This window comes from Streptomyces dangxiongensis (assembly GCF_003675325.1).
Lineage (GTDB): Bacteria > Actinomycetota > Actinomycetes > Streptomycetales > Streptomycetaceae > Streptomyces > Streptomyces dangxiongensis.
Window position 1 is genome coordinate 5,230,760 of sequence record NZ_CP033073.1, and the last position, 16,065, is coordinate 5,246,824.

General features: G+C 70.8%; 14 protein-coding genes and 2 tRNA genes. 11 read left to right on the forward strand and 5 right to left on the reverse strand.

Going from position 1 to position 16,065, the window contains the following annotated elements:
* Positions 1-204: 204 nt before the first annotated feature.
* Positions 205-1,404 carry an ROK family transcriptional regulator gene (locus tag D9753_RS23545; protein WP_121788799.1) on the reverse strand — a complete coding sequence of 400 codons (1,200 nt, stop codon included), beginning with the start codon at positions 1,402-1,404 and terminating at the stop codon, positions 205-207.
* Between the two features lie 448 nt (positions 1,405-1,852).
* On the opposite strand from D9753_RS23545, the gene D9753_RS23550 reads away from it, so the two are divergent.
* Positions 1,853-2,434 (forward strand): biotin transporter BioY, encoded by a 582-nt coding sequence (locus tag D9753_RS23550; RefSeq protein WP_121788800.1) that lies wholly within the window; start codon positions 1,853-1,855, stop codon positions 2,432-2,434.
* 75 nt (positions 2,435-2,509) lie between these two features.
* Here the strand turns inward: D9753_RS23550 and D9753_RS23555 are convergent, their stop codons facing one another.
* A complete protein-coding gene (locus D9753_RS23555; RefSeq protein ID WP_121788801.1) occupies positions 2,510-3,928 on the reverse strand; it encodes an amino acid permease in 1,419 nt (472 codons plus the stop codon).
* Between the two features lie 214 nt (positions 3,929-4,142).
* Between D9753_RS23555 and D9753_RS23560 the strand changes: the two genes are divergently transcribed.
* Positions 4,143-4,631 (forward strand): ribose-5-phosphate isomerase, encoded by a 489-nt coding sequence (locus D9753_RS23560; protein WP_121788802.1) that lies wholly within the window; start codon positions 4,143-4,145, stop codon positions 4,629-4,631.
* Positions 4,632-4,681: 50 nt separating this feature from the next.
* On the forward strand, positions 4,682-5,491 hold the full coding sequence (locus D9753_RS23565) for an Fpg/Nei family DNA glycosylase (protein WP_121788803.1): 810 nt from the start codon (positions 4,682-4,684) through the stop codon (positions 5,489-5,491).
* 2 nt (positions 5,492-5,493) lie between these two features.
* Here the strand turns inward: D9753_RS23565 and D9753_RS23570 are convergent, their stop codons facing one another.
* On the reverse strand, positions 5,494-6,735 hold the full coding sequence (locus tag D9753_RS23570) for a GNAT family N-acetyltransferase (RefSeq protein WP_121788804.1): 1,242 nt from the start codon (positions 6,733-6,735) through the stop codon (positions 5,494-5,496).
* Positions 6,736-6,884: 149 nt separating this feature from the next.
* On the opposite strand from D9753_RS23570, the gene D9753_RS23575 reads away from it, so the two are divergent.
* A complete protein-coding gene (locus tag D9753_RS23575; RefSeq protein WP_121788805.1) occupies positions 6,885-8,057 on the forward strand; it encodes a PP2C family protein-serine/threonine phosphatase in 1,173 nt (390 codons plus the stop codon).
* A 49-nt stretch (positions 8,058-8,106) separates the two neighbouring features.
* Entirely contained in the window at positions 8,107-8,613 is a 507-nt protein-coding gene (locus D9753_RS23580; RefSeq protein ID WP_121788806.1) for an HD domain-containing protein, read from the forward strand.
* 155 nt (positions 8,614-8,768) lie between these two features.
* Here the strand turns inward: D9753_RS23580 and D9753_RS23585 are convergent, their stop codons facing one another.
* Complete coding sequence (locus D9753_RS23585; RefSeq protein WP_121788807.1) at positions 8,769-9,947, reverse strand: acyltransferase family protein; 1,179 nt, start codon at positions 9,945-9,947, stop codon at positions 8,769-8,771.
* 438 nt (positions 9,948-10,385) lie between these two features.
* Between D9753_RS23585 and D9753_RS23590 the strand changes: the two genes are divergently transcribed.
* Positions 10,386-10,580, forward strand: a complete 195-nt coding sequence (locus tag D9753_RS23590) for a hypothetical protein (protein ID WP_121788808.1) — start codon at positions 10,386-10,388, stop codon at positions 10,578-10,580.
* Between the two features lie 443 nt (positions 10,581-11,023).
* On the opposite strand, the gene D9753_RS23600 is transcribed toward D9753_RS23590, so the two are convergent.
* Positions 11,024-11,094 (reverse strand) — tRNA-Gly (locus D9753_RS23600).
* 161 nt (positions 11,095-11,255) lie between these two features.
* Here D9753_RS23600 and D9753_RS23605 point away from each other — a divergent pair.
* The 5 genes from D9753_RS23605 to clpX all read left to right on the forward strand — a co-directional run bounded on the left by D9753_RS23605 (position 11,256) and on the right by clpX (position 16,059).
* Positions 11,256-11,332, forward strand: a tRNA-Pro gene (locus tag D9753_RS23605).
* Between the two features lie 181 nt (positions 11,333-11,513).
* The gene (tig, locus tag D9753_RS23610) at positions 11,514-12,938 is read left to right on the forward strand and encodes a trigger factor (RefSeq protein ID WP_163010768.1); all 1,425 of its coding nucleotides are present in this window, start codon (positions 11,514-11,516) and stop codon (positions 12,936-12,938) included.
* A gap of 322 nt (positions 12,939-13,260) precedes the next feature.
* Positions 13,261-13,866, forward strand: a complete 606-nt coding sequence (locus D9753_RS23615; RefSeq protein WP_121788811.1) for an ATP-dependent Clp protease proteolytic subunit — start codon at positions 13,261-13,263, stop codon at positions 13,864-13,866.
* Between the two features lie 69 nt (positions 13,867-13,935).
* Complete coding sequence (locus D9753_RS23620) at positions 13,936-14,601, forward strand: ATP-dependent Clp protease proteolytic subunit (protein WP_121788812.1); 666 nt, start codon at positions 13,936-13,938, stop codon at positions 14,599-14,601.
* Positions 14,602-14,772: 171 nt separating this feature from the next.
* Entirely contained in the window at positions 14,773-16,059 is a 1,287-nt protein-coding gene (clpX, locus tag D9753_RS23625; RefSeq protein WP_121788813.1) for an ATP-dependent Clp protease ATP-binding subunit ClpX, read from the forward strand.
* The last annotated feature ends 6 nt before the right edge of the window (positions 16,060-16,065 follow it).

Below are 16,065 nucleotides of genomic sequence, written 5' to 3' on the forward strand. Positions count from 1 at the left end.
GGGAGCACTCCCTGGGAGGGGAAAAAGGAAAGGCAGGAAGAATTCCGGGAGGGCAAGCCGGAAGAAAAGAACTCACGCAACGGAAACACGCGCTTCATGCGCGGCAATGTGTCAGCAACAGAAGGTGCGACAGCTCGTATGCGGGTCCATGACCAGGATGTTCCCGGTCATGGACGGCCCCTGTCAACATTCCGAGTTTCTGAATTAAATAGCCTCAGGTGACGCACCCAGCGGGTCCCGGAACAATATGTCCAGTGCCACCGAACCGCCCGCCGTCGCCAGCACGTCGTCCGGGAAACTCGTCGGCAGGACGTGCGCCGAACGTGCCGTCCCCACCGCCTCCCGCAACGCGTCGAGGCAGCCCTCGACGTGCATGACCCCGACCTCGGTCACCACGACCGTCTCCGGGTTCAGCACGTCCAGCAGCAGTCCGGCCGCCCGCCCGGTCGCCCGCGACCGCTCCACCAGCAGCCGCCGGGCCACCGCGTCCCCGGCCGCCGCCGCGGCCACCACGTGCATCGGATTGGCCGAATCGGTCACCCCGGCCGCCCGCGCCCGCCGGCACAGCGTCCGCTCGCTCAACTCGGCCTGGAGGCAGCCGGTACCGCCGCACGCGCACGGCTCGGTGCCGCCCGGCACCGGCAGATGGGCGATCGCCCCGGCCGCCGAACGCGGCCCGTGGTGCACCTCGTCGTTGGTGGCGAAGGCCGCGTCCACCACGTTGCCCACGAACAGGTGCAGCACGCTGCGGCTGCCCCGGGCCCGCCCGAACAGCCGCTCCCCGTTCACCAGCGCCCGCGCGTGGCCGTCCACCTGGACCGGCAGACCCGTGCGGGCGCAGAGCAGCTCCCGCACCGGCACGTCCCGCCAGCCCAGCAGCTCGTGCTCGACCACGGTGCCCGTCTCCCGGTCCACCCAGCCGCCGACCGCCACCCCCACCGCCAGCGCTCGCCGGCCCGGCACCCCGGCGAGCAGCGCCGCGAGCCCCTCGGCGGCCCGCGCCAGCACCCGCCCGGGATCGGTGCGTTCATGCTTCAGTTCCCGCCGGGCCACCACCCGGCCGCGCAGGTCGAGCAGGGCGACCGTGGTGTACGGCACAGCCACGTGCACCCCGGCGACCAGGAAGCGGGCGTCGTCCAGGTCGAGGGGGACATGCGGCCGGCCGACCCCGCCCGAGCGGCGGGGCGCGGCCGACTCGCGGAGCAGGCCGAGGCCGGTGAGCCGGGCACAGTGCTCGGTCACCGACGCGGGCGACAGGCCGGTCAGCCGGGCGATGGTACTGCGCGCCACCGGGCCGTGCTCCAGGACGGAGCGCAGCACGACACTGGCGCTGGTGCGCCGCCGGTCGCTGTCGGCGGCACGCGGAACGGGGGAGACAAGGGTGGATGCCGCGGTACGGGGCATGGAGAACCGTCCTCGGGAACGGGGCCGACACGTCACGGAGGACAGGGGCGTGCCGCGGCCCGCCCCTATCCGGGACGGCGACAGGTGGCCGTGCCCTGACGTCGCAGGTCGACATAGCGACGCGAGGTGAGGTACCGGGCCTGGGCAACCATGCCTGCGAAGCTAGCAAAACGCCTTCGCGCTGCCCAGACGGCGACCGACGGGCGAGACGGACACGCGAGGGGCTTTTGGTGGGTCCCTACAGTCGCCGGCCCGGGTGGTGGAGTGAGCGGAGCGTCCCTGCCTCAGTGACCGGTATCACGCCCGCACAGGTGTCGGCGGCCTCCTTTGTGCGAAGCACACCAAGTCGCCGTTCCCCCCTTTGTCGAGCGCCGACGGTGATCGGCGTGCGGACGCTGGGATAGCGTCGCGGTGTCCCGACATGTCCACACCACCTCGCGGAGTCCCCATGAGCACCGCCACCGCCACCGTCCGCCCCGGCGCAGTCCTCGCCGACCTGCTCCCCGCGTCCCGCGTCCGCGACGCGGCCCTCGTCCTCGGCGGTGCCGCGCTCACCGGCCTCGCGGCCCAGCTCTCGGTCCAGGTGCCCGGCTCCCCGGTGCCGGTGACGGGCCAGACCTTCGCCGCGCTGCTCGTCGGCACCACGCTCGGCGCCCGCCGCGGCTTCCTCTCCCTCGCCCTGTACGCGCTCGCCGGTGTGGCCGGCGTGCCGTGGTTCGCGGGCGGTGCCTCCGGCGCCGGCCTGGTCTCCTTCGGCTACGTCCTCGGCATGCTGCTGGCCTCCGCCCTCGTCGGCGCCCTGGCCCGGCGCGGCGCCGACCGCTCCCCGCTGCGCATGGCGGGCACGATGATCCTCGGCGAGGCAGTCATCTACGCCGTCGGCGTGCCGTACCTGGCCCTGGCCGCCCACATGTCGGCGTCCCAGGCGGTCGCGGCCGGTCTCACCCCGTTCCTGCTCGGCGACGCCCTCAAGGCGGCCCTGGCGATGGGCGCGCTGCCCACGGCCTGGAAGTTCGCCGGCGAGCGCTGAGGCACCCGGAACGCGGCAGGGCCGCACCCCCCGGCACATGCCGGGGGGTGCGGCCCTGCCGCTCGTGGTGCCGGGTCAGCCGATGGACACCTTGTCGGCCGGCGCCTCGGCCGCCGCGGGCGCCCGGCGCGCGGCGAGCCGCTCCTTCACCAGGGCGATCACCAGCACCACCGCCGCGACCAGCAGCGACAGCAGCACGGTCTCGCGGCCGTCGTGCTCGGTGTCGAACAGCATGTAGACGAGGACGCCCACGATCATCGCGGCCGTGGCCCAGGTCAGGTACGGGTACAGCCACATCCGCACGACGAGCTTGTCCGGCGACTCCCGCTCGATGATCTTGCGCATCCGTAGCTGCGAGAAGCAGATGACCAGCCACACGAACAGCGCCACCGCGCCGGAGGAGTTGACCAGGAAGAGGAAGATCTTGTCCGGGGACAGGTAGTTGAAGAAGACGGCGACGAAGCCGAACACGACCGACGCGAGGATCGCCGTCATCGGCACACCCCGGGCGTTGACCCGTGCGAACGCCTTCGGGGCGTCACCCCGCTCGCCGAGCGAGAAGGCCATCCGGGAGGCCGTGTAGAGGCCGGAGTTGAGACAGGACAGCACCGAGGTCAGCACGATGACGTTCATGATCTCGCCGGCGTGCGCGATGCCCAGCGAGTTCAGGGCGGCGACGTAGGAGCCGTCCTTCGCGATGGAGGCGTCGTCCCACGGCAGCAGCGCGACCACGATGAGGATCGAGCCGAGGTAGAAGACGCCGATCCGCCAGATGATGCTGTTGGTCGACTTGGTGACCGCCCGCCGCGGGTCCTCGGACTCGCCGGCCGCCAGGGTCGCGATCTCGCTGCCCATGAAGGAGAAGACGACCAGCAGGACGCCGGTGAGGATCGCCCCGGGGCCGTGCGGCAGGAAACCGCCGTGCGAGGTGAGGTTGCCGAAGGAGGCCTTGTCGGCGTGGACGCCCGGCAGCACACCGAACACGGCGAGCAGACCGATGACGATGAACGCGCCGATCGCCACGACCTTGATGCCGGCGAACCAGAACTCGAACTCGCCGTAGGAGCCGACGGAGACCAGGTTGGTCGCGGTCAGCACGGTCATCACGATGAGTGCCCAGCCCCACTGCGGGACGCTCGGCACCCACCCTTCGAGGATCTTCGCGCCGGCGGTCGCCTCGACGGCGAGCACGACGCCCCAGAAGAACCAGTACAGCCAGCCGATGGAGAACCCGGCCCAGCGGCCCAGCGCACGGTCGGCGTGCGCGGAGAACGAGCCGGAGGTCGGATTGGCGGCGGACATCTCGCCGAGCATGCGCATCACCAGCACGACGAGCGTGCCGACGAGGGCGTAGGACAGGAGAATGCCGGGTCCCGCGGTGGCGATACCGGAACTGGAGCCGACGAAGAGGCCGGCTCCGATGACGCCACCGATCGCGATCATCGTCAGATGGCGGTTCTTGAGTCCTGCTTGGAGGCCCGAACCAGGGGTCATGGACGGATTTCCTTTGCGCCAGGTGGAGCTGCCCGTACGAGCGGTGTACGAGTCGGTCCAGTGAATCTGAGGCCAACCAATTCGGGAACCTCTGAATCCGGATTGTTACCTGAGGTTTCCTTGAGGTTCTATGGTGTCCCTCACATCTCAAGGCCCCGTCCACACCCCGGCACCCGGGGCTGCTGCCCCGGAACAGGCGTGTCACACTCGTGGCATGCGCGTGTACCTCGGCTCCGACCATGCGGGCTACGAACTCAAGAACCACCTCGTCGAGTGGCTGAAGGCCGCCGGCCACGAGCCCGTCGACTGCGGGCCCCACCTCTACGACGCCCAGGACGACTACCCGCCGTTCTGCCTGCGCGCCGCGGAGAAGGCGGCGGCCGACCCGGACGCCCTCGGCGTCGTGATCGGCGGCTCCGGCAACGGCGAGCAGATCGCCGCGAACAAGGTCAAGGGCGTGCGTGCCGCGCTGGCCTGGAGCGAGGAGACGGCGGCGCTCGGCCGCCAGCACAACGACGCCAACGTGGTGGCCGTCGGCGCGCGCATGCACGGCACCGAGGAGGCGACCAGGTTCGTCGAGATCTTCCTCGCCACCCCCTTCTCCGGCGACGAGCGCCACATCCGCCGCATCGACATGCTGGCGGCGTACGAGACCACGGGCGACCTCCCGCCGATCCCCGCCCACCACCCGCAGCAGGACTGAGGGCTCCCCCGGGAGCAGCGGGAACCACAGGAGGGGAAGGAACGGCGACCGTGCCAGAGGGGCACACGATCCACCGGCTGGCGCAGGACTACGCCGCCCGCTTCTCCGGCACGGCCCCGCGGGTCACCAGCCCCCAGGGCAAGTTCTCCGACGCCGCCGCCCTCCTGGACCGCACCGAGCTGACCGCCACCGAAGCCCACGGCAAGCACCTCTTCCTGGGCTTCCGGGACGCCGACTGGGTCCACATCCACCTCGGCCTCTTCGGGAAGGTCGGCTTCGGTGACGGCCCCGCGCCCCCGCCGACGGACACCGTCCGGCTCCGGCTCGCGCACGACACGGCGTACGTCGACCTGCGGGGCCCCACCACCTGCGCGCTGATCACGGACGCCGAGAAGCGGGCCGTCCACGACCGGCTCGGCCCCGACCCGCTCCGCGAGGACGCCGACCCGGGCGCCGCGTACCGGCGGCTCTCCCGCAGCCGTACGACGATCGCCGCGCTGCTCATGGACCAGAAGGTGGTCGCCGGCGTCGGCAACGTCTACCGCGCCGAGGTCCTCTTCCGGCACGGCGTCGACCCCTACCGGGCAGGCCGGGACATCACCCCGGCCGAGTGGGACGCCCTCTGGGCCGACCTGGCCGCGCTGATGCGCGAGGGCGTCCGGAACAACCGGATCGACACCGTCCGCCCGGAGCACACCCCCGAGGCGATGGGCCGCCCACCCCGCGTGGACGACCACGGCGGCGAGGTGTACGTGTACCGCCGCGCCGGCCTGTCCTGCCATGTCTGCGGCGACGAGATCCGCACCGCCGGCCTCGCCGCCCGCAACCTCTTCTGGTGCCCCGGCTGCCAACGACACTGAGGTCAGAAGCCGTGCGGCAGCCACGGGGCCACCGCTGAGCCGAACGCCACCGACGCCTCCGCCAGCGCCCCCGGCCGCAGCTCCCGCACCCGCCCGGCCGCCGCCAGCGACAGCAGGGACACCCCGCCGAGGTAGGCCGCGCCCAGCTCCCGTACGGACAGGGAGAGATCGGCCGCGTCGGTCGTCCGCTCGCAGCACGCCCCCTTCGCGTCGCCCGTCAGCCGCCAACGCCCGGCGTTCCACGGGCAGAAGGCGTCCTCCACCTCGAACACGACGTCCACCGGCGCCAGATAGGTGCGCGCCGACAGGGCCGGCCCCACGTCCACCAGCCGCACGTAGGCGTCGTCGCCCAGCCGCGGCTTGCAGCGGCGGGTGTCGGAGACCAGGTACCGCCAGGCGTCGTCCACCGGCCGCGACCGCACCGACAGCGTCGTCATCAGGTCGATGCCGAACAGGAAACGCCACAGCGCGGCCTCGGTCACGGGATCGAGCGCGGCCAGGGCCCGCAGGTGCACCGTGCCGTCGGCACCGCCCTCGCTCCAGCCGCTGCGGGTGTGGAAGCGGACGTAACCGCTGGTCCTGCCGTCCCGTTCGGCGACCACGCACCGCAGCGCCGACCCGCCCTCGCGCCCGCTCTCCGGGTCGAGCAGTCCGGCCCGCTCCCAGCCGGGCTGCCGGACCAGCATGCCGGGCCGTCGCGGCACCAGCGCCGCGTACACGGCCTCGCAGGCGTCCAGGACCTCGGCCGGGTCCGCGTACCGCAGCCGCACCTCGTCGGTACCGTCGGGCACGGCCACCGTCACCCGGCTCGTGTCGATCTCCGCGCCGACCCGGAAGGTCGCCGCGCCGTATCCGAAACGGCCGTAGATGGCCGGCTCCGACGCGGTCAGCACCGCGACCGGCTCACCCAGCACACGGACGTCGTCGAGCTGGCGGCGCATCATCGAGGTCAGCACCCCGCGCCGGCGGTGGGTGGCCGCCACGCCCACCATCGTCACCCCGGCCGCCGGCACCGCGGCCCCGCCCGGCACGGTCATCCGGAAGCTGAACGCCCCCGCCGTGCCGACGACCGCGTCCCCGTCCCAGACGGCCAGAGAGCGGTCGAACTCGGTCACGGACCGGTCCAGCGCCCGCTCCTCGGCCGACGCCGGCCCCGAACCGAAGGACCGGTACAAGGCGTCGTACCACCGGTCCCACTCGTCCTCGCGCAGCACCCTCGGCCCGGTTCCGTGGTCAGTCCCCATGGGCCATGCCTATCAGGGCGTCAGGGGACGGGCCAGCGAATATCCTCCGGGCACGCACCACGCGGCGGCGGCGAAGCGGAGCCTCCCACGGGGGACAAGTGGGACCTCCCGTGCCAAGCGGCCGGTCCGCTGGATAGGGTCCCGGACTAATGGCAGCAGGACGAGCGCGGCGCGCGAAGGCCGAGACGTTCACGGCCCGGTGGAAGATGCAGTGGCACCGGGCCCGCGTCGGGCTGCGCAGAAGCGCCGTGGACTACTTCCGCGGCGACGGCTCCGACTGGATCGCCTTCGCCGGACTGCTGCTGACCGTCCCGCTCCTCGCGGCCATGACCCTGGTCGACTCGGTGTGGTGCTCACCGGCCACCCTGGTGCTGCCCATCGTCGCGGGCGGCCTGCTGCTGCGCCCGGCCAGCCTGCTCGGCCTGTACGCGGCGGCGGCCACCGCGCTGATCGTGGAGTCGGTGCGGCTCGGCCCGTACACCGAGGGCCCCTCCCGGGTCACCCCGGGCATCGTCCTGGTGGTCGCCGCGTGCGGCTTCTTCGGGCTGCTCACCGCGCAGTTCCGCAGCCGCGTCGGCGTGCCCTGGCGGCGCGGCGGCACCATGCTGTTCGACCTGCGCGAGCGGATCCGCGTACAGAGCAAGCTGCCCGGACTGCCGCGGGGCTGGCACCACGAGATGGCGCTGCGCCCGGCCGGCGGCCAGTCCTTCTCCGGCGACTTCGTCGTCGCGGCCCGCACCAACGGCGGCCGGACCCTGGAGGTCGTGCTCACGGACGTGTCCGGCAAGGGCATGGACGCCGGCTCGCGCGCCCTGCTGCTGTCCGGCGCCTTCGGCGGCCTCCTCGGCTCCCTGCCCCCGCACGCCTTCCTTCCCGCCGCCAACGGCTATCTCCTGCGCCAGGACTGGGAGGAGGGCTTCGCCACCTCCATCCACCTCGTCCTGGACCTCGACTCCGGGGACTACGAGCTGTACTCCGCCGGCCATCCGCCGGGGCTCCAGCTCAGCGCGGGCAGCGGACGCTGGGAGGAGAAGGTCGCCGAGGGACCCCTGCTCGGTGTGTACGACGGCGCCCAGTTCGACCCCGTGAAGGGCTCGCTGCGGCCCGGCGACGTGCTGATGCTGTTCACGGACGGCCTGGTGGAGACCTCCGAACGGGACATCGTGGAGGGCATCGACCGGCTCACCGGCGAGGCCGACCGCTATGTCGCCGGCGGCTTCCACGGCGCCGCCTGGCACCTCATCGAGGCGGTCGCCAAGGACGTCAACGACGACCGGGCGCTGCTGCTGATCTGCCACGAGGCCACGGTGAGCGCCCGCTGAACCGCCGCCCCGGCACCGCCGCGCGCGGGCCCCGGGGGACACTGGGGCCATGACCCAGCTCACTCCGGCCGAGGTCGAGGCCCTCGCGCGCACCGCCCACCAGGGGCAGACCGACAAGGCGGGGCGGCCCTACGCCGAACACCTCGCGGCCGTCGCCGAGGGCGTGCGCGCCCGCGGCGGCGACGCCGAACAGATCGCGGCGGCCTGGCTGCACGACTCCGTGGAGGACGACGCGCTGAGCGAGGAGTGGCTGGCGGACGCCGCTCTGTCCCCGCGGACCAAGGCGATCGTGCGCGCCCTCACCAGGCGGCGGGGAGAGCCGCCGGAGGCCTACGCGCGCCGCATCCTCGCCACGCCGGGCGCGCGGCTGGTGAAGGAGGCGGACCTGGCGCACAACGCCGACCCCCGCCGCCTCGCGGCCCTCGACGGGCCGACCCGCGCACGGCTGACCGCGAAGTACGCCCGCATGCGCGCCCTCCTCGGCCCGGAACCCCGGCCGCAACCCGGGGCCGACGCGGAAGCGGAACGCGAAACGGAGCCGAAAGCGGAGCGGTGAGCGGGGCCGGGTCTCGGGAGCAAGCGGTGAGCGGGCCGGGACGGGACTCGGGACGGATCGGTGAACGGGCCGGGGACGGACCGGTCCGGACCCCGACCGTCTCGCACGTCGGACGCTGGACTTCTCGGGCGTCAAGACACCGACGGCCCCGGGTGTCAGACGCTGACCGTCTCCCGCTGTTTCTGCCGCTCGCGGGCCTGGGCCGCCGCGTCCTGCCGGAACGCCCACTCCAGCTTCGGCTCCATGGCGAAGCGGAACACGCGCTGCACGGGCCGGGTGCACAGCACCGTGACGACGGCACCGGCGAGCACGGTCATCGCGATCTCACCGAACGGGCGGTGCAGCCAGGGCTGTTCGAACCAGCCGCGGTAGCCGCCGAGCTTCACCAGGAAGCCGTGCAGCAGATAGCCGTAGAGGGTGCCCGCCCCGAGTGCGGTGAACCACGTCGTCCGGCTCGGCACCCACGCGAAGAAGCAGGCCGTCAGCAGCAGCGAGCAGCCCATCAGCGCGAGCGTCATCACCGGGCCGCACCACCACGGGGCGCCCAGCTCCTGCGCGGCGTCACGGTGGTAGAACCAGGCGGTGTTCATCCGCGGCACCGCCCACCAGCCCACCGCCAGCGCCGCCGCGAACACCGGCACCGAGGCGGTCCGCACCCAACGGCGGCGCACCAGGTGGAAGTGCTCGGGCCGCATGCACAGGCCGAGCACGAAGTAGGGCAGGAACTGGAGGACGCGCTGGAGGTCGAGGTCGTCACCGATGGCCGGGGAGACGGTGGCCAGCATGGCGATGCCGAGGGCCAGCGGCAGCGGCCAGCGCACCAGCTTCCAGACGGGCGTGGTCAGCCGCCACACGAACAGGGCGACCAGGAACCAGGTGAGGTACCAGGGGTCGAGGAGGGTGATCTCCTCGTGGGAGCCGGTGACGAGGTTCTTGAAGAGCGGGTACGCCGACTCGAACAGGACGTACGGCACGACGACCCCGGTGATCAGCCGCTTCAGCCGGTCGGGGCGCATGTCGAAACTGCGCGAGAAGAAGCCGGAGATGATGATGAACGCCGGCATGTGGAAGGAGTACACGACGGTGTACACGGCCTCCAGGATCCGGCTGTCGCCCTTCAGCGGCTCCCAGGCGTGCCCCATCGCGACCAGCACGATGGCCAGGTACTTGGCGTTGTCGAAGAACGCGTCACGCTGCCGGCCGGGTCTGTCCGCCCGCGTCCGCCGCTCCTGCGCGCTCACCGGGGTACGCGGGCCGGGCACTCCGTCAGCCGGCGGCTGTGCCGGGGGGAGCGGCCTGCGGTTCTGGCCGTGGGACGAGGCGGCGTCAAACATCTCAGGCACCCTAGCGTCGTCTGCGGCATTCCGTAAAACGCCCGCAGTCATTCCTGGTTTTCACCCACGGGTACCCACTGATGGGCGGAACGTGTCACCCCTGTTGACGTGGTGGTGCGCCCGTGGATGCCATCTGTTCACCCGTGATGTCCCGATTCATGCTGACTAATTGGGGCATGCGTCGCCTCCGCGTCCCCAATTCGAATTACCTGCGCGCGGGATGCGTGGACACGGAAACGAAGTCGGGGAATTCCGCCGGGAGTCGTGTGCCCGGGCCGCTCGAATTGCCGTGCGGGACGTCGCCCGCGACGGTCCGCCGCCCGACGTTCTGTCACACCCCGCATAAGGAGGCCGGGTTGGTGGCACGATGGTCCTGGCGGGGGTGCGTGGCCGTACCTCCGGGCCGGGAGAGCGGACCGACCGAGGGTGGGATCAGTTGTGGCCATTTCACTGTCCGTGGTGCTGCTGTTGGCGATCATCCTCGTGGTGCTGGTCCGAGGGGGGAACATCAAGGCCGGCCCCGCCGTCGTCGCGATCCTCTTCGGCTTCTTCCTCGCCTCGACCGGCATGGCGCCGTCCATCAGCCGCTTCCTGCACTCGATAGCGGAGTCGATCAACTCGATCAGATTCTGACCCGCCGGGCCCCCGCGGGCCGCGCGCCCGGAAAACGATCAGGGTCAGGGGGGCCTCACCCCGGCCCGGCCCTGAGCGGCACGGAGCGGGCGACGGGGATCGAACCCGCGTAGCCGGCTCGGCGGATCGTGTACGTACCCCGCCCGCGTCACCAGGACCCGGCCTGCAGGAACAGCGTGATCGCCTCCGCGAAGAACCAGATGCAGAACACCAGACACGCGAGCCACAGCCCCCACGAGACCCAGCGGACCTCTCGGCGTATTCGCATGAGCGGATCATCCCCCTTCGCGGCCCTGACCCTGGCGCGGCCCGGGTCTCCCACCGCCGGCGCCACCTCGGTGAGGAACGGGCACGCGGGGGACACGGCGGACTGGACGCCGGCTGCCGAAATGACTGGGGCCAGGCGGAGGAATGATCCTCTGACCTGGCCCTGAGTCAACAAGAGCGGGCGACGGGAATCGAACCCGCGTAGCTAGTTTGGAAGACTAGGGCTCTACCATTGAGCTACGCCCGCAGTACCGCGCCGCAGGTCGGTGACCTCGGCACTGGAGGCATCGTAGCGGGTCGCCCGCCGTCGAGGCCACCGAGTCGCGCACCCGGGGCGGCGCGCCCGCCGCGCAGGAGAATACGGCCGCCCGGAACGGTCCGGGCATGTACCCTACGTGTCGCACCAGACGGGGTGTGGCGCAGCTTGGTAGCGCGTCCGCTTTGGGAGCGGAAGGCCGTGGGTTCAAATCCCGCCACCCCGACCACCGGCTCATGACGTCGCGATGCCCGCCTTTTGGGGGCGCTGACCGGCTGCGGTTACTATGCAAGCTGCGCGCCCGTGTGTCCCGGCCCACTCGGCCTACGAACTCCTCCGGGCGGCTAGATCCGCCGGGACCAGTCTGGCTCCGGCAGAAACCAAGAAGTCAGCCACAAGGAGACCGAACCGTGAAGAGCGCCGTGGAGACCCTGAACCCGACCCGGGTTCGGCTCACTGTCGAGGTGCCCTTCGAGGAGCTCAAGGACAGCCTCGACGCGGCGTACAAGAAGATCAACCAGCAGGTCACGGTGAAGGGCTTCCGTAAGGGCAAGATCCCCGCCCGCGTGATCGACCAGCGGTTCGGCCGCGGTGCGGTGCTGGAGGAGGCCGTCAACGACGCGCTGCCCAAGTTCTACACCGAGGCGGTCAACGACGCCGAGCTGAACCCGCTGGGCCAGCCCGAGGTCGACATCACCGAGCTGAAGGACGGCGAGACGCTGAACTTCACCGCCGAGGTCGACATCCGCCCGGCCCTCGAGATCCCGGACTACTCCGGTATCGAGGTCGAGGTCGACGCCGTCGAGGTCACCGACGAGGACGTCGAGAAGTCGGTCGAGCAGCTCCGCGAGCGCTTCGCCTCGACCTCCCCGGTCGAGCGTGCCGCCGAGGAGGGTGACGTCGTCACCATCGACCTGGAGGCCAAGGTCGACGGCGAGGTCCTCGAGGACGGCATCGCCAACGGCGTCTCCTACACCATCGGCTCCGGTGAGCTGCTGGACGGTATCGACGACGCCGTGAAGGGCCTGGAGGCCGGTGGCGAGGCCACCTTCGCCTCCGAGCTGAAGGGTGGCTCCGCCGCGGGCAAGGAGGCCGAGGTCACCGTCAAGGTCACCCAGGTCGCCGCCCGCGAACTGCCCGAGCTGGACGACGAGTTCGCGCAGCTCGCCTCGGAGTTCGACACCCTGGAGGAGCTGAGGGCCGACAGCCGTAAGCGCCTCGCCAACATGAAGCAGTTCGACCAGGCCACGCAGGCCCAGGAGCGCGTCCTGGAGAAGCTGCTGGAGCTGGTGGAGGTCCCGGTCCCCGAGAAGCTCCTCGAGGACGAGATCAACACCCGCAAGCACAACCTCGAGCACCACCAGCTCGGCCAGATGGGTCTGACCCTCGACAAGTACCTGGAGATCCAGGGCAAGACCGCCGAGGAGTTCGAGACCGAGACCCGCGAGGCCGCGGTCAAGGGCATCAAGACCCAGTTCGTCCTGGACGAGCTGGTCAAGAAGGAGCAGCTCAACGTCAACCAGGAGGAGCTCACCGAGCACCTCATGCGGCGCGCCGCCTCCTCCGGCATGTCCCCCGACCAGTTCGCCCAGGCCGTCGTCGAGGGTGGCCAGGTGCCGCTCCTCGTCGGCGAGGTCGCCCGCGGCAAGGCCCTGGCCGTCGTGGTCGAGGCCGCCACGGTGAAGGACACCAACGGCGAGGTCGTCGACCTGGACGACGAGGAGGAGACCGAGGGGGCGCCGGCCGAGGCCGGGACCACCGAGGCCGCCACCGAGGCCGCCACCGAGGAGAAGGCCGAGAAGGCCGAGAAGACCGACGAGAACACCGAGGGCTGAGTCCCGCGGCACCTCTGACGCGCGTACGACGGGCCCCGGGGACCTCCCCCGGGGCCCGTCGGCGTACCGGGACGGCCGCCCGGCCCCCGCACCGCGGCGACGGCCGCGCCACGCCCGGGAACCGCACCGGTGCCCGGGTGGAGCCTCTACGCCCCCGGCGAACACCCCCATCTCCGGGATTCCCCGGGGGGACCTGAGCGTTAGGGTCCATGAATACGGGGGCAGGGGAGTCTCCTGAAGCCCCCCGCCAAGCCTCCGGCAGGACGACGTGAGACGGCCCGGCGCCGTCGTAAGACGAGCAGGTGGATACGTGACGAATCTGATGCCCTCCGCCGCCGGCGAGCCTTCCTTCGGTGGTGGCCTCGGCGACCAGGTCTACAACCGGCTGCTCAACGAGCGGATCATCTTCCTCGGCCAGCAGGTCGACGACGACATCGCCAACAAGATCACCGCACAGTTGCTGCTCCTGGCCGCCGACCCGGAGAAGGACGTCTACCTCTACATCAACAGCCCCGGTGGCTCGGTGACGGCCGGCATGGCCATCTACGACACCATGCAGTACATCCCGAACGACGTGGTCACGATCGCCATGGGCATGGCGGCCTCGATGGGCCAGTTCCTGCTCACCGGCGGTGCCGACGGCAAGCGCTTCGCGCTGCCCCACGCCGACATCATGATGCACCAGGGCTCCGCGGGCCTCGGCGGTACGGTCTCCGACATCAAGATCCAGGCCGAGTACCTGCTGCGCACCAAGAGGCGCATGGCCGAGCTGACCGCGCGGCACTCGGGCCAGTCGGTCGAGGCGATCATCCGTGACGGCGACCGCGACCGCTGGTTCACCCCGGAAGAAGCCAAGGAGTACGGTCTCATCGACGAGATCATCACGCACGCATCGGGTGTTCCGGGAGGCGGCGGCACCGGTGCCTGACCGGCCCGGCCACACCACGCACCGCCTAGACCCCAGCCCCCAGAACGCCACCAGGACGGTGAACACCCCATGAGCAACTTCCCCGGCGCCGCCAGCGGCACGTACGAAGGGCCCCGCCCGGACAACCGCTATGTCATCCCGCGCTTCGTCGAGCGCACCTCCCAGGGCATCCGCGAGTACGACCCGTACGCGAAGCTCTTCGAGGAGCGCGTGATCTTCCTGGGCGTCCAGATCGACGACGCCTCGGCCAACGACGTCATGGCGCAACTGCTGTGCCTGGAGTCGATGGACCCGGACCGGGACATCTCCATCTACATCAACAGCCCCGGCGGCGACATGACCGCGCTCACGGCGATCTACGACACGATGCAGTTCGTGAAGCCGGACATCCAGACGGTCTGCATGGGCCAGGCGGCCTCCGCCGCGGCCATCCTGCTCGCCGCCGGTACGCCCGGCAAGCGCATGGCGCTGCCGAACTCGCGCGTGCTCATCCACCAGCCCGCCGGCTCCACCGGCCGCGGCCAGCTCTCCGACCTGGAGATCATCGCCAACGAGTTCACCCGGATGCGTGAGCAGCTCGAGGACATGCTGGCCACGCACACCAGCCGGCCGATCGAGAAGATCCGCGAGGACATCGAGCGCGACAAGATCCTCACGGCCGAGGAGGCGCTGGAGTACGGCATCGTCGACCAGATCATCTCCACCCGCAAGCTGAACAACAGCGCCGTCCGCTGAAGCGGAACACGGCACTCGGAGCCCCTCTTGGCGCGGTGCACGTCAAAGTGAACACTGCCAAGGGGGGCCCGAACACCCGGCCCGGCAAGGTACCGTCGGACATAAGGCAGCACCAGGAGCCGCTGGACTCGCAAGCGTCCAGACGTCTCCCAGGCGAAGGGGAAGCACACCGTGGCACGCATCGGTGACGGGGGCGATCTGCTCAAGTGCTCGTTCTGCGGCAAGAGCCAGAAGCAGGTCAAGAAGCTCATCGCAGGGCCCGGTGTGTACATCTGCGACGAGTGCATCGATCTCTGTAACGAGATCATCGAGGAGGAACTCGCGGAGACCAGCGAGGTGCGCTGGGAGGAGCTGCCCAAGCCCCGCGAGATCTACGAGTTCCTGGAGGGCTACGTGGTCGGCCAGGAGGCCGCCAAGAAAGCCCTCTCCGTCGCGGTGTACAACCACTACAAGCGGGTCCAGGCGGGCGAGAACGGCGGCGGGAGCGGCCGGGACGACGCCATCGAGCTGGCGAAGTCCAACATCCTCCTGCTGGGCCCCACGGGTTCCGGCAAGACCCTCCTGGCGCAGACCCTGGCACGCATGCTGAACGTCCCCTTCGCGATCGCCGACGCGACGGCGCTGACCGAGGCGGGCTACGTCGGCGAGGACGTCGAGAACATCCTGCTGAAGCTGATCCAGGCGGCGGACTACGACGTCAAGAAGGCCGAGACCGGGATCATCTACATCGACGAGATCGACAAGGTCGCCCGCAAGAGCGAGAACCCGTCGATCACCCGCGACGTCTCCGGCGAGGGTGTGCAGCAGGCCCTGCTGAAGATCCTGGAGGGCACCACGGCCTCCGTCCCGCCGCAGGGCGGCCGCAAGCATCCCCACCAGGAGTTCATCCAGATCGACACGACGAACGTCCTGTTCATCGTGGGCGGTGCCTTCGCGGGTCTGGAGAAGATCATCGAGTCCCGGGCCGGCGCCAAGGGAATCGGCTTCGGCGCGACGATCCTGTCCAAGCGCGAGCTGGAGGCCAAGGACGTCTTCGAGGACATCATGCCGGAGGACCTGGTCAAGTTCGGCATGATCCCCGAGTTCATCGGCCGCCTCCCGGTGATCACCAGCGTCCACAACCTGGACCGCGAGGCGCTGCTGAAGATCCTGGTCGAGCCCCGTAACGCGCTCGTCAAGCAGTACCAGAGGCTCTTCGAACTCGACGGCGTGGAGCTGGACTTCGAGCGTGAGGCACTGGAGGCCATCGCCGACCAGGCCATCCTCCGCCAGACCGGCGCCCGCGGCCTGCGCGCCATCATGGAGGAGGTTCTCCAGGGCGTGATGTACGAGGTCCCGTCCCGCAAGGACGTCGCCCGCGTCGTCATCACCGCCGACGTGGTCCTCTCCAACGTCAACCCGACCCTGATCCCGCGCGACGCCCGGGGCCGGGGCCCGGGGGAGCAGAAGACGGCGTGACCGCTC